At 46.7% G+C, this 14,859-nt stretch carries 12 protein-coding genes; 4 read left to right on the top strand and 8 right to left on the bottom strand.

The features are described from left to right. The first annotated feature begins 287 nt into the window (after positions 1–287). Together hutW and hutX are read left to right on the top strand one after the other, a co-directional pair. A complete protein-coding gene (hutW, locus tag ACOCLE_RS22925) occupies positions 288–1,667 on the top strand; it encodes a heme anaerobic degradation radical SAM methyltransferase ChuW/HutW (protein ID WP_419534400.1) in 1,380 nt (459 codons plus the stop codon). Then, a complete protein-coding gene (hutX, locus tag ACOCLE_RS22920; RefSeq protein ID WP_419534399.1) occupies positions 1,664–2,164 on the top strand; it encodes a heme utilization cystosolic carrier protein HutX in 501 nt (166 codons plus the stop codon). Before hutW ends, hutX begins: the two co-directional genes overlap by 4 nt. A 216-nt stretch (positions 2,165–2,380) precedes the next feature. On the opposite strand, the gene ACOCLE_RS22915 is transcribed toward hutX, so the two are convergent. The 8 genes from ACOCLE_RS22915 to ACOCLE_RS22880 all read right to left on the bottom strand — a co-directional run bounded on the left by ACOCLE_RS22915 (position 2,381) and on the right by ACOCLE_RS22880 (position 10,635). Beyond that, complete coding sequence (locus tag ACOCLE_RS22915) at positions 2,381–3,661, bottom strand: ISKra4 family transposase (RefSeq protein WP_419532972.1); 1,281 nt, start codon at positions 3,659–3,661, stop codon at positions 2,381–2,383. A 60-nt stretch (positions 3,662–3,721) separates the two neighbouring features. Beyond that, positions 3,722–3,958: a hypothetical protein gene (locus tag ACOCLE_RS22910; RefSeq protein WP_419534398.1), complete on the bottom strand. Its 237-nt coding sequence runs from the start codon at positions 3,956–3,958 to the stop codon at positions 3,722–3,724. A gap of 44 nt (positions 3,959–4,002) precedes the next feature. Further along, positions 4,003–5,283, bottom strand: coding sequence for an ISKra4 family transposase (locus tag ACOCLE_RS22905; protein ID WP_419532972.1), 1,281 nt, complete (start codon positions 5,281–5,283; stop codon positions 4,003–4,005). A 68-nt stretch (positions 5,284–5,351) separates the two neighbouring features. Continuing rightward, complete coding sequence (locus ACOCLE_RS22900) at positions 5,352–6,281, bottom strand: hypothetical protein (protein WP_419534397.1); 930 nt, start codon at positions 6,279–6,281, stop codon at positions 5,352–5,354. 60 nt (positions 6,282–6,341) lie between these two features. Beyond that, positions 6,342–7,454 (bottom strand): DegT/DnrJ/EryC1/StrS family aminotransferase, encoded by a 1,113-nt coding sequence (locus ACOCLE_RS22895; RefSeq protein ID WP_419534396.1) that lies wholly within the window; start codon positions 7,452–7,454, stop codon positions 6,342–6,344. An 83-nt stretch (positions 7,455–7,537) separates the two neighbouring features. Then, on the bottom strand, positions 7,538–8,482 hold the full coding sequence (locus ACOCLE_RS22890) for a Gfo/Idh/MocA family protein (protein ID WP_419534395.1): 945 nt from the start codon (positions 8,480–8,482) through the stop codon (positions 7,538–7,540). 224 nt (positions 8,483–8,706) lie between these two features. Then, positions 8,707–9,090, bottom strand: coding sequence for a hypothetical protein (locus tag ACOCLE_RS22885; protein ID WP_419534394.1), 384 nt, complete (start codon positions 9,088–9,090; stop codon positions 8,707–8,709). 198 nt (positions 9,091–9,288) lie between these two features. After that, positions 9,289–10,635 (bottom strand): NCS2 family permease, encoded by a 1,347-nt coding sequence (locus tag ACOCLE_RS22880; protein ID WP_419534393.1) that lies wholly within the window; start codon positions 10,633–10,635, stop codon positions 9,289–9,291. 291 nt (positions 10,636–10,926) lie between these two features. Here ACOCLE_RS22880 and xdhA point away from each other — a divergent pair, with 291 nt between their 5' ends. Together xdhA and xdhB are read left to right on the top strand one after the other, a co-directional pair. Beyond that, positions 10,927–12,402: a xanthine dehydrogenase small subunit gene (gene xdhA, locus ACOCLE_RS22875; RefSeq protein ID WP_419534392.1), complete on the top strand. Its 1,476-nt coding sequence runs from the start codon at positions 10,927–10,929 to the stop codon at positions 12,400–12,402. Continuing rightward, a complete protein-coding gene (xdhB, locus tag ACOCLE_RS22870) occupies positions 12,395–14,845 on the top strand; it encodes a xanthine dehydrogenase molybdopterin binding subunit (protein WP_419534391.1) in 2,451 nt (816 codons plus the stop codon). The genes xdhA and xdhB overlap by 8 nt, the downstream gene beginning before the upstream one ends. Positions 14,846–14,859 lie beyond the last annotated feature (14 nt).

Below are 14,859 nucleotides of genomic sequence, written 5' to 3'. Positions count from 1 at the left end.
CAGTTAACTATTATGAGTGGTGTTCCCATAGTAGCTGTGAAAATAGAGCACTATTGTTTCAATCATTCAGAGAGAGCACCCGCCAGAGATATTGTTTTATTTCATCAAAAAATCATCTACTTGGTGTAGTGAAACCACTTATAAATAGTACTAGCAAACCATAATACTTACACGACACCGGTAAACCGAAGTTTATCCTCCGAATTTTGTTGATCTCTATCAATTGCACACCAGCCGATAAATACAAATAATAATAATTCTCATTTTTAGATTAGAACGATCCAATTATGGTTGCCAGACACACCCTGGGTCCCGAGCTGACCGGGATATCATCCCCTGATCCACTGAAGTTTGCCTTTGCCGGCAAAAAGTCAGCCCATACCCACAGCGGCTCCATTCCGGTTCCTGCAGAGCAGACTCAGGACGTGTACCGGCAACTGATGGATAGCCCTGCAAACCCTCTGCTGCTCGCTTCTGGTAAGCGACTGGCCTATATCCACATCCCTTTTTGTCGCACTCATTGCTCTTATTGTGGTTTCTTTCAGAACACCACGAAGAAAGATGAGGTAGCCCGTTATGTTGATTACCTTGAACGGGAAATTCGCATGTCGGCGCAAGATGCCTGGACACAGGAAGGCCTGTTCCATGGTGTTTATTTTGGCGGTGGTACCCCCACGGATCTAACACCAGAACAGATTCTTCGTCTTGGCAATGCGGTTCGAGAGTCCTTGCCGCTGGCCAATGACGTAGAGATGACCTTTGAAGGTCGCTTTCATGGCTTTGATAACGACAAAATTGCTGCCTGTCTGGAATCAGGGTTTAACCGATTCTCACTGGGGGCACAGAGTTTTAATACGACATTGCGCCGTCGCATGAGCCGTATTGATTCGGGTGAATTCCTGCTGGAAAGACTGGACTACTTTAACAGTCTCAACAACGCAGCAGTCGTCGTAGACCTGATGTTTGGTTTGCCTGGTCAAAGCCTGGATGACTGGGAGCAGGATCTTCACACCTTCCTGCAATCCAAAGCTCATGGTGTAGACCTTTATCAGCTGATTCTTCTGGGCTCCAGCCGAATGAAACAGTCCATTGAAAAAGGTTCCATGCCACAGCCAGCCAGTTCACCTGAGCGTGCAGAAATGTTCCGCAGGGGTGTTGATATCCTGAGCTCCCACAAAGTAGGGCGACTGAGCGTCAGCCACTGGGGAAGGGATACCCGTGAACGGAATATCTACAACCATGGTGTAAAGTCTGGTGCCGAAATCATGCCGTTTGGTTCCGGTGCAGGTGGTAACTTTGCCGGGCACAATGCCATGAGTCTTAGAACGCTACCTGCTTATTACGAAGCTCTGGATGCTGGCAAAAAACCCCTGATGATGATGAGCAAGGCTACGGGAAATAAGCCGCTATTGGGCACCATCGGCTCTGGCTTTGACCGTGGCTGGCTGGAAATTGGCAAGCTTGATCATGTCGGCGGAGAAGGAATGAGCGAGCACTGCATGCCACTTTTTGAAGCGTGGCAGGACAACGGTCTGGCCACTATTCACCATGGAATTCTCGACCTGACGCTACCAGGTCAGTTCTGGAACGTGACCATGCACCAGGCACTGATTAACTTTCTTGAACAACACCCATTAGACGGACAAAACACGGAGAAAGCTGCATGACTCTGGCTCAACAGGTGCAGGATATTCTGACTAAAAACCCGGCGATTTTACCTGCAGAAATGGCTAACAAGCTGAATGCCAGCGAACTGGACGTGATTCAGGCCATGCCTGCTGACATGGTGACATTGATTGATGCCAGCCATTACCTGGATGTACTGAGGGATATCAAAACCTGGGGTGAACTGACTCTGGTTATTGATGTAGATGGTTCTATTTTTGAAATGGTCGGCCATTTTCCAAAAGGCGGTGAGAAATTCGGCTATTACAATCTGAGTGATCGCCGTACACCACTGAAAGGACACCTGAAGGTGGATAATGTTGCTGTTATCGCTCTGGTCAGCAAGCCATTCCATGGTGTAGAAACCCGTTCTGTTCAATTTTTAAGCAAACAAGGCCGTATGTTGTTTAAAGTTTACCTCCGGCGGGATAAAGAGAAGAGCTTCTTACCTGATCAGCTGGAAAAGTTTGAGGCATTGAAGAAGCTCTCAGCAATATAACTTTTATATATCTGGTGACTAATGTACCTTTCTTTAGTTACCAGAACATATTTTGGTTATGCTCTAACGACAATTTCATTACTATCTGGTGGACTGCTATCTACTGCAACCTCCGTTTTTCTGATGGGATAATAGTGACGGTAGCTATTGCCAATACATAGAGTTGGAAGATTTTCATCAGTTTTATTTGGGTGCTCTCTCAATTTGATAACTGACTCATAGGTTAGCTTCAACCTTTCCAGTCATGAACTCAGACCAAAGTTGTTCCCAGCGCCCCTTACTCTGGATCAGTGCTCTTGTTGTCAAAAGCACTTCCGCTCCTGTTGCTTTCCACCTCATTCCAGAACCACATAATCGTTGCTTTACCAGAGTCTTACAAGCCGCTTCAGTAACTCCTGAACCTATTGGCCAATGGCGTTTAAGCGCCTGATGATAATTCATTAACTGGTGATTGTTTGTAAAATAGCTCACAGCTTTGTAGCGCTTCTCTGTCAGTGCGATTGTCTTTTTCGGGAGCTCGGCTGATTCAATTTCCTGAAGGATTTTTTTGGCTGCTCCACGCTTGTTTTTCAAACTATGTAGCCTGTCTTCAAGCCACTGGTGTCGCTTCGCCTTACTGGTTGGAAACAGTGCTTCCGCTGCTCCAGCTAAATATTCAGATGCATGATAAAAATCGAGTATCTGCCCAGAGGTATGTTGTTTCAAATAACTCCAGTTTTCTCTAGCCCCGTCAGCTACCCCGATGTATGTGGCATTTGGGTAGAGTCGTTTTAGATCTGCAATCTCCTCGTCGAGCTTGCTCATAAAGCTTTGTTTACCATACTCTGGCGAACTGGCTGTATATATCGTGTGGAGCCTGTCTCCATCTGCAGAATATAGGCTCAATGTCCCACACATGGCTTCCCTCCAGCCTTCTTCACAAAGCAGCATGCAGGTTCCATCCAGACCAATGGCTATTGTTTCAACAGGCTCTTTTAGTGGAGGAAGGTGGTAGTGAGTGTCTTGCTGGTCTTCAATTAATGCACCTACTCTGTCCGATAAATGCTTGATATAAGAATTTGAAAGCGTCCTTTGATGGTTGGTCTCAAAATCTTCTTTTACCGCAGGCGCTGGCATCTGGCTGTATTTCCAGGCGATAGACTTGGCAAATTTGGGGGTAGCTGAACCAATAATACCGGCACGAAGATCAAGTGCTGCCAGAGTACTGCCACCTCTGACACCCTGATATACGGAGCGCTCCAAAGGTATACGACCGTATAAGGTTTCATAGTGCTTAAGAACCTTTCCTTTGTAGTTCCACTTCTGCTGATTAACGACGATAGGTTCTTTATTGGGTGATTCAAATAGCCCCAATAACTCTTTTGTTCCAAGCTGCCCGGCTTCATTGAGTGCACGCTGTAAACTATCTTCAAGATTCAGCATGTTGCCTGAATCTATAGAAACTTCAATTTGCAAAACGATGCTTTTGGTAGAGCTGGAAATAACAGAAGCGGGCATGACAGTTAACTATTATGAGTGGTGTTCCCATAGTAGCTGTGAAAATAGAGCACTATTGTTTCAATCATTCAGAGAGAGCACCCTTTTATTTATAATCTCATCCTCTCTTTCAAAAAATCCCGTTCCATAATTAAATTCAAAATCACCCACTAACACAATTTTCACTTCCAATGCTATAGCCAAGACTAACCCTTCCACATTATGTCGTCCCCAAAAGGTGCCACCATTTATAATTAATAACTTATATTCAGAAAAATCTTCATAAAAAATTGACTGTGGATCTTGATTATTTTCCATTACTAGACACTTTAAGTGGGTGCTCTCTCAATTTGATAACTGACTCATAGGTTAGCTTCAACCTTTCCAGTCATGAACTCAGACCAAAGTTGTTCCCAGCGCCCCTTACTCTGGATCAGTGCTCTTGTTGTCAAAAGCACTTCCGCTCCTGTTGCTTTCCACCTCATTCCAGAACCACATAATCGTTGCTTTACCAGAGTCTTACAAGCCGCTTCAGTAACTCCTGAACCTATTGGCCAATGGCGTTTAAGCGCCTGATGATAATTCATTAACTGGTGATTGTTTGTAAAATAGCTCACAGCTTTGTAGCGCTTCTCTGTCAGTGCGATTGTCTTTTTCGGGAGCTCGGCTGATTCAATTTCCTGAAGGATTTTTTTGGCTGCTCCACGCTTGTTTTTCAAACTATGTAGCCTGTCTTCAAGCCACTGGTGTCGCTTCGCCTTACTGGTTGGAAACAGTGCTTCCGCTGCTCCAGCTAAATATTCAGATGCATGATAAAAATCGAGTATCTGCCCAGAGGTATGTTGTTTCAAATAACTCCAGTTTTCTCTAGCCCCGTCAGCTACCCCGATGTATGTGGCATTTGGGTAGAGTCGTTTTAGATCTGCAATCTCCTCGTCGAGCTTGCTCATAAAGCTTTGTTTACCATACTCTGGCGAACTGGCTGTATATATCGTGTGGAGCCTGTCTCCATCTGCAGAATATAGGCTCAATGTCCCACACATGGCTTCCCTCCAGCCTTCTTCACAAAGCAGCATGCAGGTTCCATCCAGACCAATGGCTATTGTTTCAACAGGCTCTTTTAGTGGAGGAAGGTGGTAGTGAGTGTCTTGCTGGTCTTCAATTAATGCACCTACTCTGTCCGATAAATGCTTGATATAAGAATTTGAAAGCGTCCTTTGATGGTTGGTCTCAAAATCTTCTTTTACCGCAGGCGCTGGCATCTGGCTGTATTTCCAGGCGATAGACTTGGCAAATTTGGGGGTAGCTGAACCAATAATACCGGCACGAAGATCAAGTGCTGCCAGAGTACTGCCACCTCTGACACCCTGATATACGGAGCGCTCCAAAGGTATACGACCGTATAAGGTTTCATAGTGCTTAAGAACCTTTCCTTTGTAGTTCCACTTCTGCTGATTAACGACGATAGGTTCTTTATTGGGTGATTCAAATAGCCCCAATAACTCTTTTGTTCCAAGCTGCCCGGCTTCATTGAGTGCACGCTGTAAACTATCTTCAAGATTCAGCATGTTGCCTGAATCTATAGAAACTTCAATTTGCAAAACGATGCTTTTGGTAGAGCTGGAAATAACAGAAGCGGGCATGACAGTTAACTATTATGAGTGGTGTTCCCATAGTAGCTGTGAAAATAGAGCACTATTGTTTCAATCATTCAGAGAGAGCACCCCTTTAAGTGTTCTTTTACTTCTAAGGTCTCGAGTAAAACCACTTTAAGAATATCATACTCTGGTCGCTGATCCCCCTTTGACCACTCTTCATTTCCAAGCTCAGAAAAATACGTATCGAACAGCTCTCTTCTTTTATTATCACTTATTCCTTGCCATATAGAGTCATACAGACAATCACCGTTATCCACCGAAAGTAATTTTTCATAATCGTTTGTGAGATCAGATGACCGCACTTTATTCCGAGAAAGATCAAAATGTTTGCAAATACCTTCAAAAACAGCCTTGCATTGATCATCATCCTTAATAAACCACTGTTTTTGTAAATCCGAATTCGAATTAAAATATTCAGAAAAATACTTCTTTAAGTCTTGCAGCAACTCAACTCGCCTATCGATATCCGAAGGCAGGATAGATAAGCTCACTTCCCATAGACTCTCAAATTTCTGTAGAAGAGCTATTGGGTTGTTCAAATCAAACTCCAGGGCTTTTGTTTCAAGTAAATGAGTCCGTTCGTGTGATAAGCCTGTTGATGAACTACAAACCATTTGAGGAAGAGAACAGGCTTCTGTATTAATATTCCCAATGCATTGTTCTAAATCCTCAAGATTGTGATTTCCAGACGTAAAATAATGATATGCCCTCAACCCAAAATAAAAAGCCTCTGCCAAAACTGTCATTATTGGAAAGGTAATATAAATAGCAGGACTTCTTTGTTCTATTCCAACCCCTGTACAAATACCACCAACAAGAACCATACCCGCCGCAGTCAACTTTGAAACCGTGCTTTTACTTTCTGATATGAGGAACCCTTTCCAAGTAGCAGCAGGGTTAGAAGCACCAGAACCCAGGCTTCTGAGATCAACACTCCTCACTCTGGCAATATCAACAGGTCCTTCAGCTCCATTAGAGAGCATAGGAAACTCCCACTCCATGAATTATGGTTCTTATGATCAGCTACATTAATCTATAAACGATTAACACATCACTTTAATCAGCGTGTTCGCCACAGTCTCAACCTGTTCACTAGCCATACCTGGATATATCGGCAATGAAAGGCAGTGCTCTGATAACTGCTCGCAGACTGGTAATTCATATTCACTTGCCCCCCCTGCCAGAGCTCTTTGTTTATTTAAAGGCAAAGGGTAATAGATCGCACTGGCAATCCCCTTACTGGCAAGCCGTTTCTTAACCATATCTCTCCCTGAAGGCAAGACAACTGTATATTGATGATAGATATGCTCCTCTTGGTCTGAAGGGAAAATGACTTCCGTATCTTTCAAAAGTTCACGGTACCATTGAGCAACTTGCTGGCGTTGAGCATTGAATTCGTCAATATGCTCTAATTTGACTCTTAACAGCCCCGCCTGAATGGCATCCAGACGACTGTTGTAGCCTGTGCACTCGTGATAGTACTGACAGGCACTGCCATGATTACGCAGCATGCGTACCGTTTCGGCTGCTTTTAAGTCGCTGGTAATGATCAATCCACCATCTCCAAACCCGCCAAGATTTTTACTGGGAAAAAAACTGAAGGTACCAAGCAATCCGAAATTGCCCGTTTTTCGAGATTGGTAAGATGCACCAAAAGACTGTGCACAGTCCTCCAGCAGAATTAAACCATGGCGATCACAGACAGCCTGAATCTCTGACAGAGCCACAGGCAAACCAAAAAGATGAACAACCAGTACGGCTTTACATCGGGACGAAATACTTCGCTCCAGCTCAAGCGGATCAATATTGAATGTCTCAGAGTCTATATCAACCAGAACGGGAGTTGCTCCCACCTGCAGAATGGCTTCGGCGGTGGCAAAGAAGGTAAACCCGGTTGTTAATACCTCATCCCCTGGTCCAATACCAGCTGCATGCAGTGCCAGAACAAGAGCATCGGTACCATTCGCACAGCTGATGGCATACTTGGCTCCAAGATAATGAGCCACCTCCTGCTCAAACGCCTCAACTTCTTCCCCCATAATAAAACGACCACTGCGCAATATCTCCAGTGCTTTTTTTTCTAACCGCTCCTGAATTGGACGATGCCACGCCTGCACATCCACCATTGGAATGTTATTCACGCTATTTTGAGTCATGACTCCCCTTTTGCAATTCAGAAAATGGTACCAATCTTTCACTCAAACCAATGGCTTTCTACCCTTTATAGTTTATAACGCGCTTATAGACTCAAACCCGTCTCCGCAATAATTTCCGAAATTCGGTTGGCGGTATTCAGTGCATCTCTACCATCTTCACCACTGACCTTCGGTGGGCTTGATGCTTCAACACTCAGAAGAAAGTCTTCAATTTCCAATCTGAGAGCATCACTCCCCTGATAGCTTTGCTCATTACACTCAATGGCAGGAATTCCCGGATGCAGCTCACCTTCCCCTTTAAAGAAATGACTGACTTTTAATTCCTGAAAGTCAACACAGATGCAAGAGCTCTTCTGAAAAATGCGCATCTTTCTTTTGCTTTTCTGACTGATTCGGCTGGCGGTCACATTTGCAACGCAACCATTAGCAAAAGACAAACGCGCCTGGGCAATATCAATCGTCTCCGACAATACCGCACTGCCATTTGCGGCAATATCCATTATCGGTGAATCAACAATATTCAGAATAATATCCAGATCATGAATCATCAGATCCATAATCACGTTGATGTCCATGGATCGAGGTTTAAAGCTGGCCAGTCGATGAGACTCAATAAACCGGGGCTGCTTAACCTTATCAGAAACGCTGCCCAGTGCAGCGTTGTATCGCTCCAGAAAGCCGACCTGGAGAATGAGCTGTTTCTCCCGGGCAAGCTTAATCATCTCTTCAGCTTGAGATAAATTACTGGCAATAGGTTTTTCCACAAGCACATGTACGCCTGCCCTGAGAAAGTCACTGGCAATGGAGTGATGCATGGAGGTAGGGACAACAATGCTGACGGCATCAACCTGACCAATCAGATCCCGGTAATCACTGAAATAGTGGGTATTGCAGATACTGGCCACTTGCTGGCCACAGACCTTGTCAATATCCGCAATGCCCACCAGATGGCTGGATGCCAGTCGAGCATACTTCTCTGCATGAAATTTCCCGAGATAACCCGCACCAATCACCGCCGTTCGTAGCATTTACTAGCATCACTCTTTAACTGATATGAACGCCGCCACTCTAGAGCACTATTTAGCCGGATATACAATAAGTTGAGTAAACGGTATTCCCTGATCAAGGTAGTCGATAAATAGAAACAGTAAAGATAGACAGAAATTGCAGTTCTGCTAGGTGAATGGAAAGAATTAGGAAGGATATGAAAGGCAGCAAGACACGCTGCCTTTAGGAGGCTCTTTAAATAGAATCAGCTGCGCTTACCGTATACCGTCACTTCAGCATACTTATGGCCACCAACAGCCGTTTTGTAGTCCATCTCAATCTTGTTGATGATGCGGTCACCATCCAACAGGCGGAATGGCAGAGAACGCTTGCCTCTGTGCAGACGCTTGTTGATGTGGATGGTCTGTGACTTACCATTACCAAAGACAACTCTGATCTTTTTCATGAAAATCGGAGCTCTGTCCACTTTAAAGGCGATGGTGTCGTACTTACCCTTGAAGCCGCTAACATGGATTACATCCTGCTCGCTCTGGAAAGAAACACGACGCTCACCAAGTTTCTTCCAGTCATCGGCCATAACGCCAAAGCTCAGCACACTCATCAGTGCCAGGGTCAAAAGCTTTTTCATGGTAATCCTTATCTACTCTTACATCGTACAAAAATTCGAGCGGATATTAAGGAAACTGAAGCCACAGCCATAGTCAGTAGACACCCAAAAATACGACGGAATACTGCTACCTGACGAGATCACAGCACGTAAGCACTCAACCATTTGAAGCCATATTTACTAACCACAGATGACCGAGCACCTAGCGAGATTAATTAATCAAATCCCGAAAAAGATAAATTTGAGAATAAATAATGCGGCCAGCACCCACACACTGATACTGACTTCACTGGCCCTGCCTGCCAGCAGTTTTACCAGAGGATAAGCAATAAACCCGAGCGCAATGCCATTAGCAATAGAGAAACTCAGCGGCATCATGATGGCGGTAATCAGTACCGGGCCCGCTTCTGTCAAATCATTCCAGTCAATATTCGCCAGGCTACCGGCCATCAACACCGCGACATAAATCAGGGCACCTGCGGTTGCATAGGCTGGAACCATTGCTGCCAGTGGTGAAAGGAACATGCAGAGCAGGAACAAAACACCCACAGTGACGGCTACCAGACCTGTTCGACCGCCTGCAGCCACACCTGACGCACTTTCTACATAGGAGGTAACCGTCGGTGTTCCCACCAGTGCTCCAGCCCAGGAAGCAGTTCCGTCGGTAATCATCGCCCGATTCATGTTATGCATCTTGCCATTCTGATCAGCCAGACCCGCTTTATCGCCAACAGCAATCAATGTTCCAGTGGTGTCAAACAGATTCACAAACATGAACGCAACGATAACACCCAGCATCTCCGGTTTCAGAGCTCCCATGATATCCAGCTTGCCAACCACAGGTTCAAGGCTGGGCGGGGCAGAGTATACTCCTTGAAAGGCAATATCTCCGGCCAGAAGGCCTATTCCCGAGACAACAACAATGGCTAACAGCACAGCTGCTTTAAAGCCACGATAAGCCAGCCCCAGAATCAGCAGCAGGCTAAGACAGGCCATCACAGGGCTGAACTGCGTAATATCACCCAACGTGATAATGGTCCCCGGGCTGGCAACCACTATACCGGCGTTTTTCAGGCCAATCAGTGCAAGGAAAAGGCCGATACCTGCAGTAATACCCACTCGCAGGCCTTTCGGAATGCTGTCAATAATCCACTCACGGACTTTAAACAGGCTCAGCAGCATAAACCCAATACCACCCCAGAAAACGGCGCCCATGGCCTGTTCCCATGAGTAGCCCATTCCCAGAACAACGGCATAGGCAAAGAAAGCATTCAGGCCCATACCGGGAGCCAGGCCTACGGGCCAGTTGGCATACAGGCCAATAGCAATGGAACTTAAACCTGCGACAAGGCAGGTAGCCGCAAACAAGGCGCCTTTATCCATTCCTGCATCGGACAGCATACCTGGTATCACAAACACCACGTAACACATGGTAATAAAGGTGGTGAAACCGGCCACCAGCTCTGTTTTTACCGTTGTATTATGAGCTTTAAGCTTGAACAGCCGATCCAGAAACGCTGGCTTATCATCTGCCGATGATAGTGACTTCGTATCCACTGAGTTCATAGAAACTTCCAGTCCTGTATTTTTTATTTTTTATGTTCTGCGCATTGAGGATTTTTTATCCAGCCTGGCAAGACTAACAAGTTGATCTGAATCAATGCAAATTTCTGACTTTATGGTCAACAAAATTCACAGCTGATCCCTTGCTATTTTCCTGACCAGATAGTCAAATTAATAAAAAGTAAAAAGCTGGAAATGTCATACAGCCTATCTAACGAAAGCTTCAACGAGCTGTCATGGCATTCTCGTCATAGAAAGTCATAATAAAAAGAATGAAAAAGGGACATTGCCATCGTGATTCGCTTTCTTTTAAACGATCGGCTCGTCGTAGTTGAGGACACCGCTTCAGACACCACGGTTCTTGATTATCTTCGAGGCAATACTGAAACGAGCTCTTCAAAGCCTGTGGCTGATGAAAAGCGTACTGGAACCAAAGAGGGCTGCTGCTCGGGTGACTGTGGCGCATGCACCGTTGTGGTCGGTGAGCCAGAAGGTGGACAGCTGAAATACAAGACTATGAACGCCTGTATTGCCCTGATGCCTTCGCTTCATGGTAAGCAGCTACTGACGGTAGAAGATCTTGCAGGCTCTCACGAGGCCGACCAGCACAATAAAAAGGGTGAGTTGCACCCTGTACAGCAGGCACTGGTTGATCACCATGGATCCCAATGTGGCTTCTGCACACCGGGCATTGTGATGTCGTTGTTTGCTCTTCACCATGAAAGTGCAGAAGACAAACCCGATGTTCTTGAAGCCCTTGGTGGAAACCTGTGCCGGTGCACCGGCTACCGCCCCCTGGTTGATGCGGCTAACAGCCTGGCCAATGCTCAACCAGATGATGAGTTTTTCAGAAACCGTGAGGAAACCCTGTCCAAGCTACAAACCATAGAGCAGCAAGGCAGTGTGAATGGTAGCGGTGCATGTATTCCTGCCAGTGAAGATGAGCTCGCACAGTATCTGTTGGATAACCCTGACGCCAGAATTCTGGCCGGTGGTACCGATCTTGGGCTCGATGTAACCCAGCAACTGAAGAAAATTGAAAAACTGGTCTCCGTTAAGAATATTCCTTCTCTGCAGACCATTCATGAAGATAACAATGAACTGGTAATTGGCTCTGCGGTCACTTATCGGAGCATAAAGTCCATATTTACAAAGTACTATCCTGAGTTTGCTCAAATGCTGGATCGGCTGGGCTCCCAGCAGATACGTAATCAGGGAACCCTGGGTGGCAACATCGGCAACGCCTCACCCATAGGCGACACGCCTCCTGTTTTATTGGCTCTTGATGCGTCTCTGGATCTTCGTCACGGAGATAACATCAGGAATATCCCGCTTAACCAGTTTTTCCTGGATTACAAAAAGACCGAACTTACCTCGGGTGAATACATTGCCCGAATTCGTATTCCCAAAAAACCTCACCAGCTAAAAGTTTATAAACTCAGTAAGCGCTATGGTGATGACATCTCTACCGTCCTTGCCGCGATTAATCTGGAGACCAATGGTGATGGTCAAATAACAAGGGCAAGAGTGGCGTTGGGCGGCATGGCGGCCATTCCCAAGCGAGCGGAATTGTGTGAGCAGATTTTAACCGGATCACCACTGAATAACGAAACGCTCAGTCGGGCAAAAGCAGCTATCCGTCAGGAGTTCAAACCCATGTCGGATGTTCGGGCCAGCAGCGAGTACCGCCTTGAAGCTGCCTGTAATTTGCTGGAGCGTTATTTTATGGAACTGTCTGGCCAGAATGTAAGGATTATCTGTCATGCGTAAACTACCGGATCTGGCCAGTGAACTGAAACAGACTCATAAGCTCGATGGCAGCCCTGAGTTCAATGACAGCCATGAGCTGACGAACAGCCCTGAACTGATCATGAGCAAAGAAACTGAAACTCCGATTTCGGCTGACGAGCGTCACGCTCTTCACATGAGCGGAAACCGTTCCGCTAAACACGACAGTGCTCACCTTCATGTGACTGGTAAAGCACTCTATATTGATGATCGCCCGGAAATGGCCAACCAGCTGCATGCCGGATTTGGCCTTTCGACAGAAGCCCATGCAGAGATCGTCAGCATCAATTTTGATGAAGTATGGAATACTCCCGGTGTTGTGGCAGTCATAACCGCAGACGACATCCCGGGTCACAAAGATATCGGCCCTGTTTTTCCGGGAGACATGCTGCTGGCTGAAGGCCGGGTGGATTATATCGGACAACCGATTTTTGCAGTGGCAGCAACTTCCCATAAAGCCGCAAAAAGAGCCGCTCGAAAAGCCGTTATTCAGTATCGCGCACTTGATGCCATTCTGAGTATTGATCAGGCCATGGAACAAAACTCGTTTGTTCGGCCTGACCACACCATGAAGAAAGGTGATGCCAGACAGGCCATCAGTCATGCTGATCACCAGCTGTCAGGACAGATGTCGAACGGTGGTCAGGAACATTTCTACCTGGAAGGGCAAATCGCCAGCGTTATTCCCCAGGAAGATGGTCAGCTTCATGTATACACGTCAAGCCAGCACCCTTCAGAGGTTCAGAAACTGGTTGCTGAAGTCATCGGCGTACCGCTGAGTAAAGTAGTGGCCGATGTGCGCCGCATGGGCGGCGGTTTTGGTGGCAAGGAAACCCAGGCAGCCGCCCCGGCCTGTATTGCAGCGCTTCTGGCAGTAAAAACCGGCAGACCGGTCAAGTTTCGAGTTGATCGACAGCAGGATATGGTGTCTACCGGTAAGCGTCACCCTTTCCGCCATCGCTACAACGTCGGTTTTGATCAGGAAGGCATGCTGGAAGGTGTTGATATCGAGCTGGCCGGTGATGCCGGACACTCCCCGGACCTGACCGACGCCATTGTCGACCGGGCCATGTTCCACTCAGATAATGCCTATTATCTGAATAACGCTACCGTGATCGGTCATCGCTGCCGAACCAATACCGCATCCAATACCGCCTTCAGGGGCTTTGGTGGGCCTCAGGGCATGCTGGTCATTGAACGGATTATGGACGACATCGCACGCTCAACTGGCCTGGATCCTCTGGAGGTTCGCAAGAGAAACCTCTATGGCATTACGGAACGGAACACCACTCATTATCACCAGCGGGTAGAACATAACGTACTGCACGATGTTATCGGTAAGCTGGAAGAAAGCTCTGACTACTGGCAACGAAGAGAAGCAATCAGTGCCTTCAACCAGCAAAGCCAGGTACTGAAAAAAGGACTGGCTTTGACACCGGTAAAGTTTGGTATCTCTTTTACCGCGAAACACCTGAACCAAGCCGGTGCTCTTGTCCATGTCTATACCGATGGCAGTATTCAAATCAACCATGGCGGAACAGAGATGGGCCAGGGTCTCTACACCAAAGTCGCCCAGATCGTAGCCAACGAGTTCGGCGTTTCTCTTGAGCGGGTTCAGGTCACGTCGACCCGAACCGATAAAGTACCCAACACTTCACCTACCGCGGCATCCAGTGGTTCCGACCTGAATGGCAAGGCAGCACAGGATGCTTGTCAGAAAATCAGGGATCGTCTGATTGAGTTTGCTGTTGAGCACTATGGTGTTTCAGGCCAGGAAGTTTCATTCCATGATAACGAAGTGCATCTGGGTGAGCGTCAAATGCCGTTTGAAGGCTTTATTCAGGCCGCTTATCTGAACCGTATCTCTCTATCCAGCAGTGGCTTCTACAGCACTCCGGAAATTCACTACGACCGGGAAACCGCCAGTGGTCGGCCTTTCTATTACTTTGCCTGCGGTGCTTCCGTTTCAGAAGTGACAGTGGATACTCTAACGGGAGAGTATAAGGTTGATCGAGTGGACATTCTTCATGATGTGGGTCACTCACTGAACCCGGCTATTGACCAGGGGCAGATTGAAGGTGGCTTTATCCAGGGCATGGGCTGGATGACAACTGAAGAGCTGGTATGGGACGACAATGGACGGTTGCTGAGTAACAACCCTGCCACCTATAAAATCCCAACCATTGAAGATATTCCACCGGTATTTAATGTTGAGCTGTTCCAGCAGGCGAACCCGAAGCACACGATCTATCACTCAAAGGCGGTCGGTGAGCCCCCCTTTATGCTGGGTATGTCGGTGTGGTGCGCCATTCGGGATGCGGTATCCAGCCTTGCTGATTATCAGGTAAATCCACAAATTGATGTGCCTGCTACTCCGGAAAGGGTATTGACGGCAGTCACATCCATAAAAAATGCAGCGCTATAAAAAGACCGATGTGA

The sequence above is a fragment of the Endozoicomonas sp. genome, assembly GCF_965196975.1.
Classification (GTDB): domain Bacteria; phylum Pseudomonadota; class Gammaproteobacteria; order Pseudomonadales; family Endozoicomonadaceae; genus Endozoicomonas.
Note: the sequence above shows the minus strand (reverse complement) of the source record. Positions and strands in the feature narration are given on the sequence as shown.

Excerpts from the sequence above, each read along its gene's own strand:
- hutW (WP_419534400.1), top strand. The coding sequence starts at position 288 with ATGGTTGCCAGACACACCCTGGGTCCCGAGCTGACCGGGATATCATCC.
- hutX (WP_419534399.1), top strand. The coding sequence starts at position 1,664 with ATGACTCTGGCTCAACAGGTGCAGGATATTCTGACTAAAAACCCGGCG.
- ACOCLE_RS22915 (WP_419532972.1), bottom strand. The coding sequence starts at position 3,661 with ATGCCCGCTTCTGTTATTTCCAGCTCTACCAAAAGCATCGTTTTGCAA.
- ACOCLE_RS22910 (WP_419534398.1), bottom strand. The coding sequence starts at position 3,958 with ATGGAAAATAATCAAGATCCACAGTCAATTTTTTATGAAGATTTTTCT.
- ACOCLE_RS22905 (WP_419532972.1), bottom strand. The coding sequence starts at position 5,283 with ATGCCCGCTTCTGTTATTTCCAGCTCTACCAAAAGCATCGTTTTGCAA.
- ACOCLE_RS22900 (WP_419534397.1), bottom strand. The coding sequence starts at position 6,281 with ATGCTCTCTAATGGAGCTGAAGGACCTGTTGATATTGCCAGAGTGAGG.
- ACOCLE_RS22895 (WP_419534396.1), bottom strand. The coding sequence starts at position 7,454 with ATGACTCAAAATAGCGTGAATAACATTCCAATGGTGGATGTGCAGGCG.
- ACOCLE_RS22890 (WP_419534395.1), bottom strand. The coding sequence starts at position 8,482 with ATGCTACGAACGGCGGTGATTGGTGCGGGTTATCTCGGGAAATTTCAT.
- ACOCLE_RS22885 (WP_419534394.1), bottom strand. The coding sequence starts at position 9,090 with ATGAAAAAGCTTTTGACCCTGGCACTGATGAGTGTGCTGAGCTTTGGC.
- ACOCLE_RS22880 (WP_419534393.1), bottom strand. The coding sequence starts at position 10,635 with ATGAACTCAGTGGATACGAAGTCACTATCATCGGCAGATGATAAGCCA.
- xdhB (WP_419534391.1), top strand. The coding sequence starts at position 12,395 with ATGCGTAAACTACCGGATCTGGCCAGTGAACTGAAACAGACTCATAAG.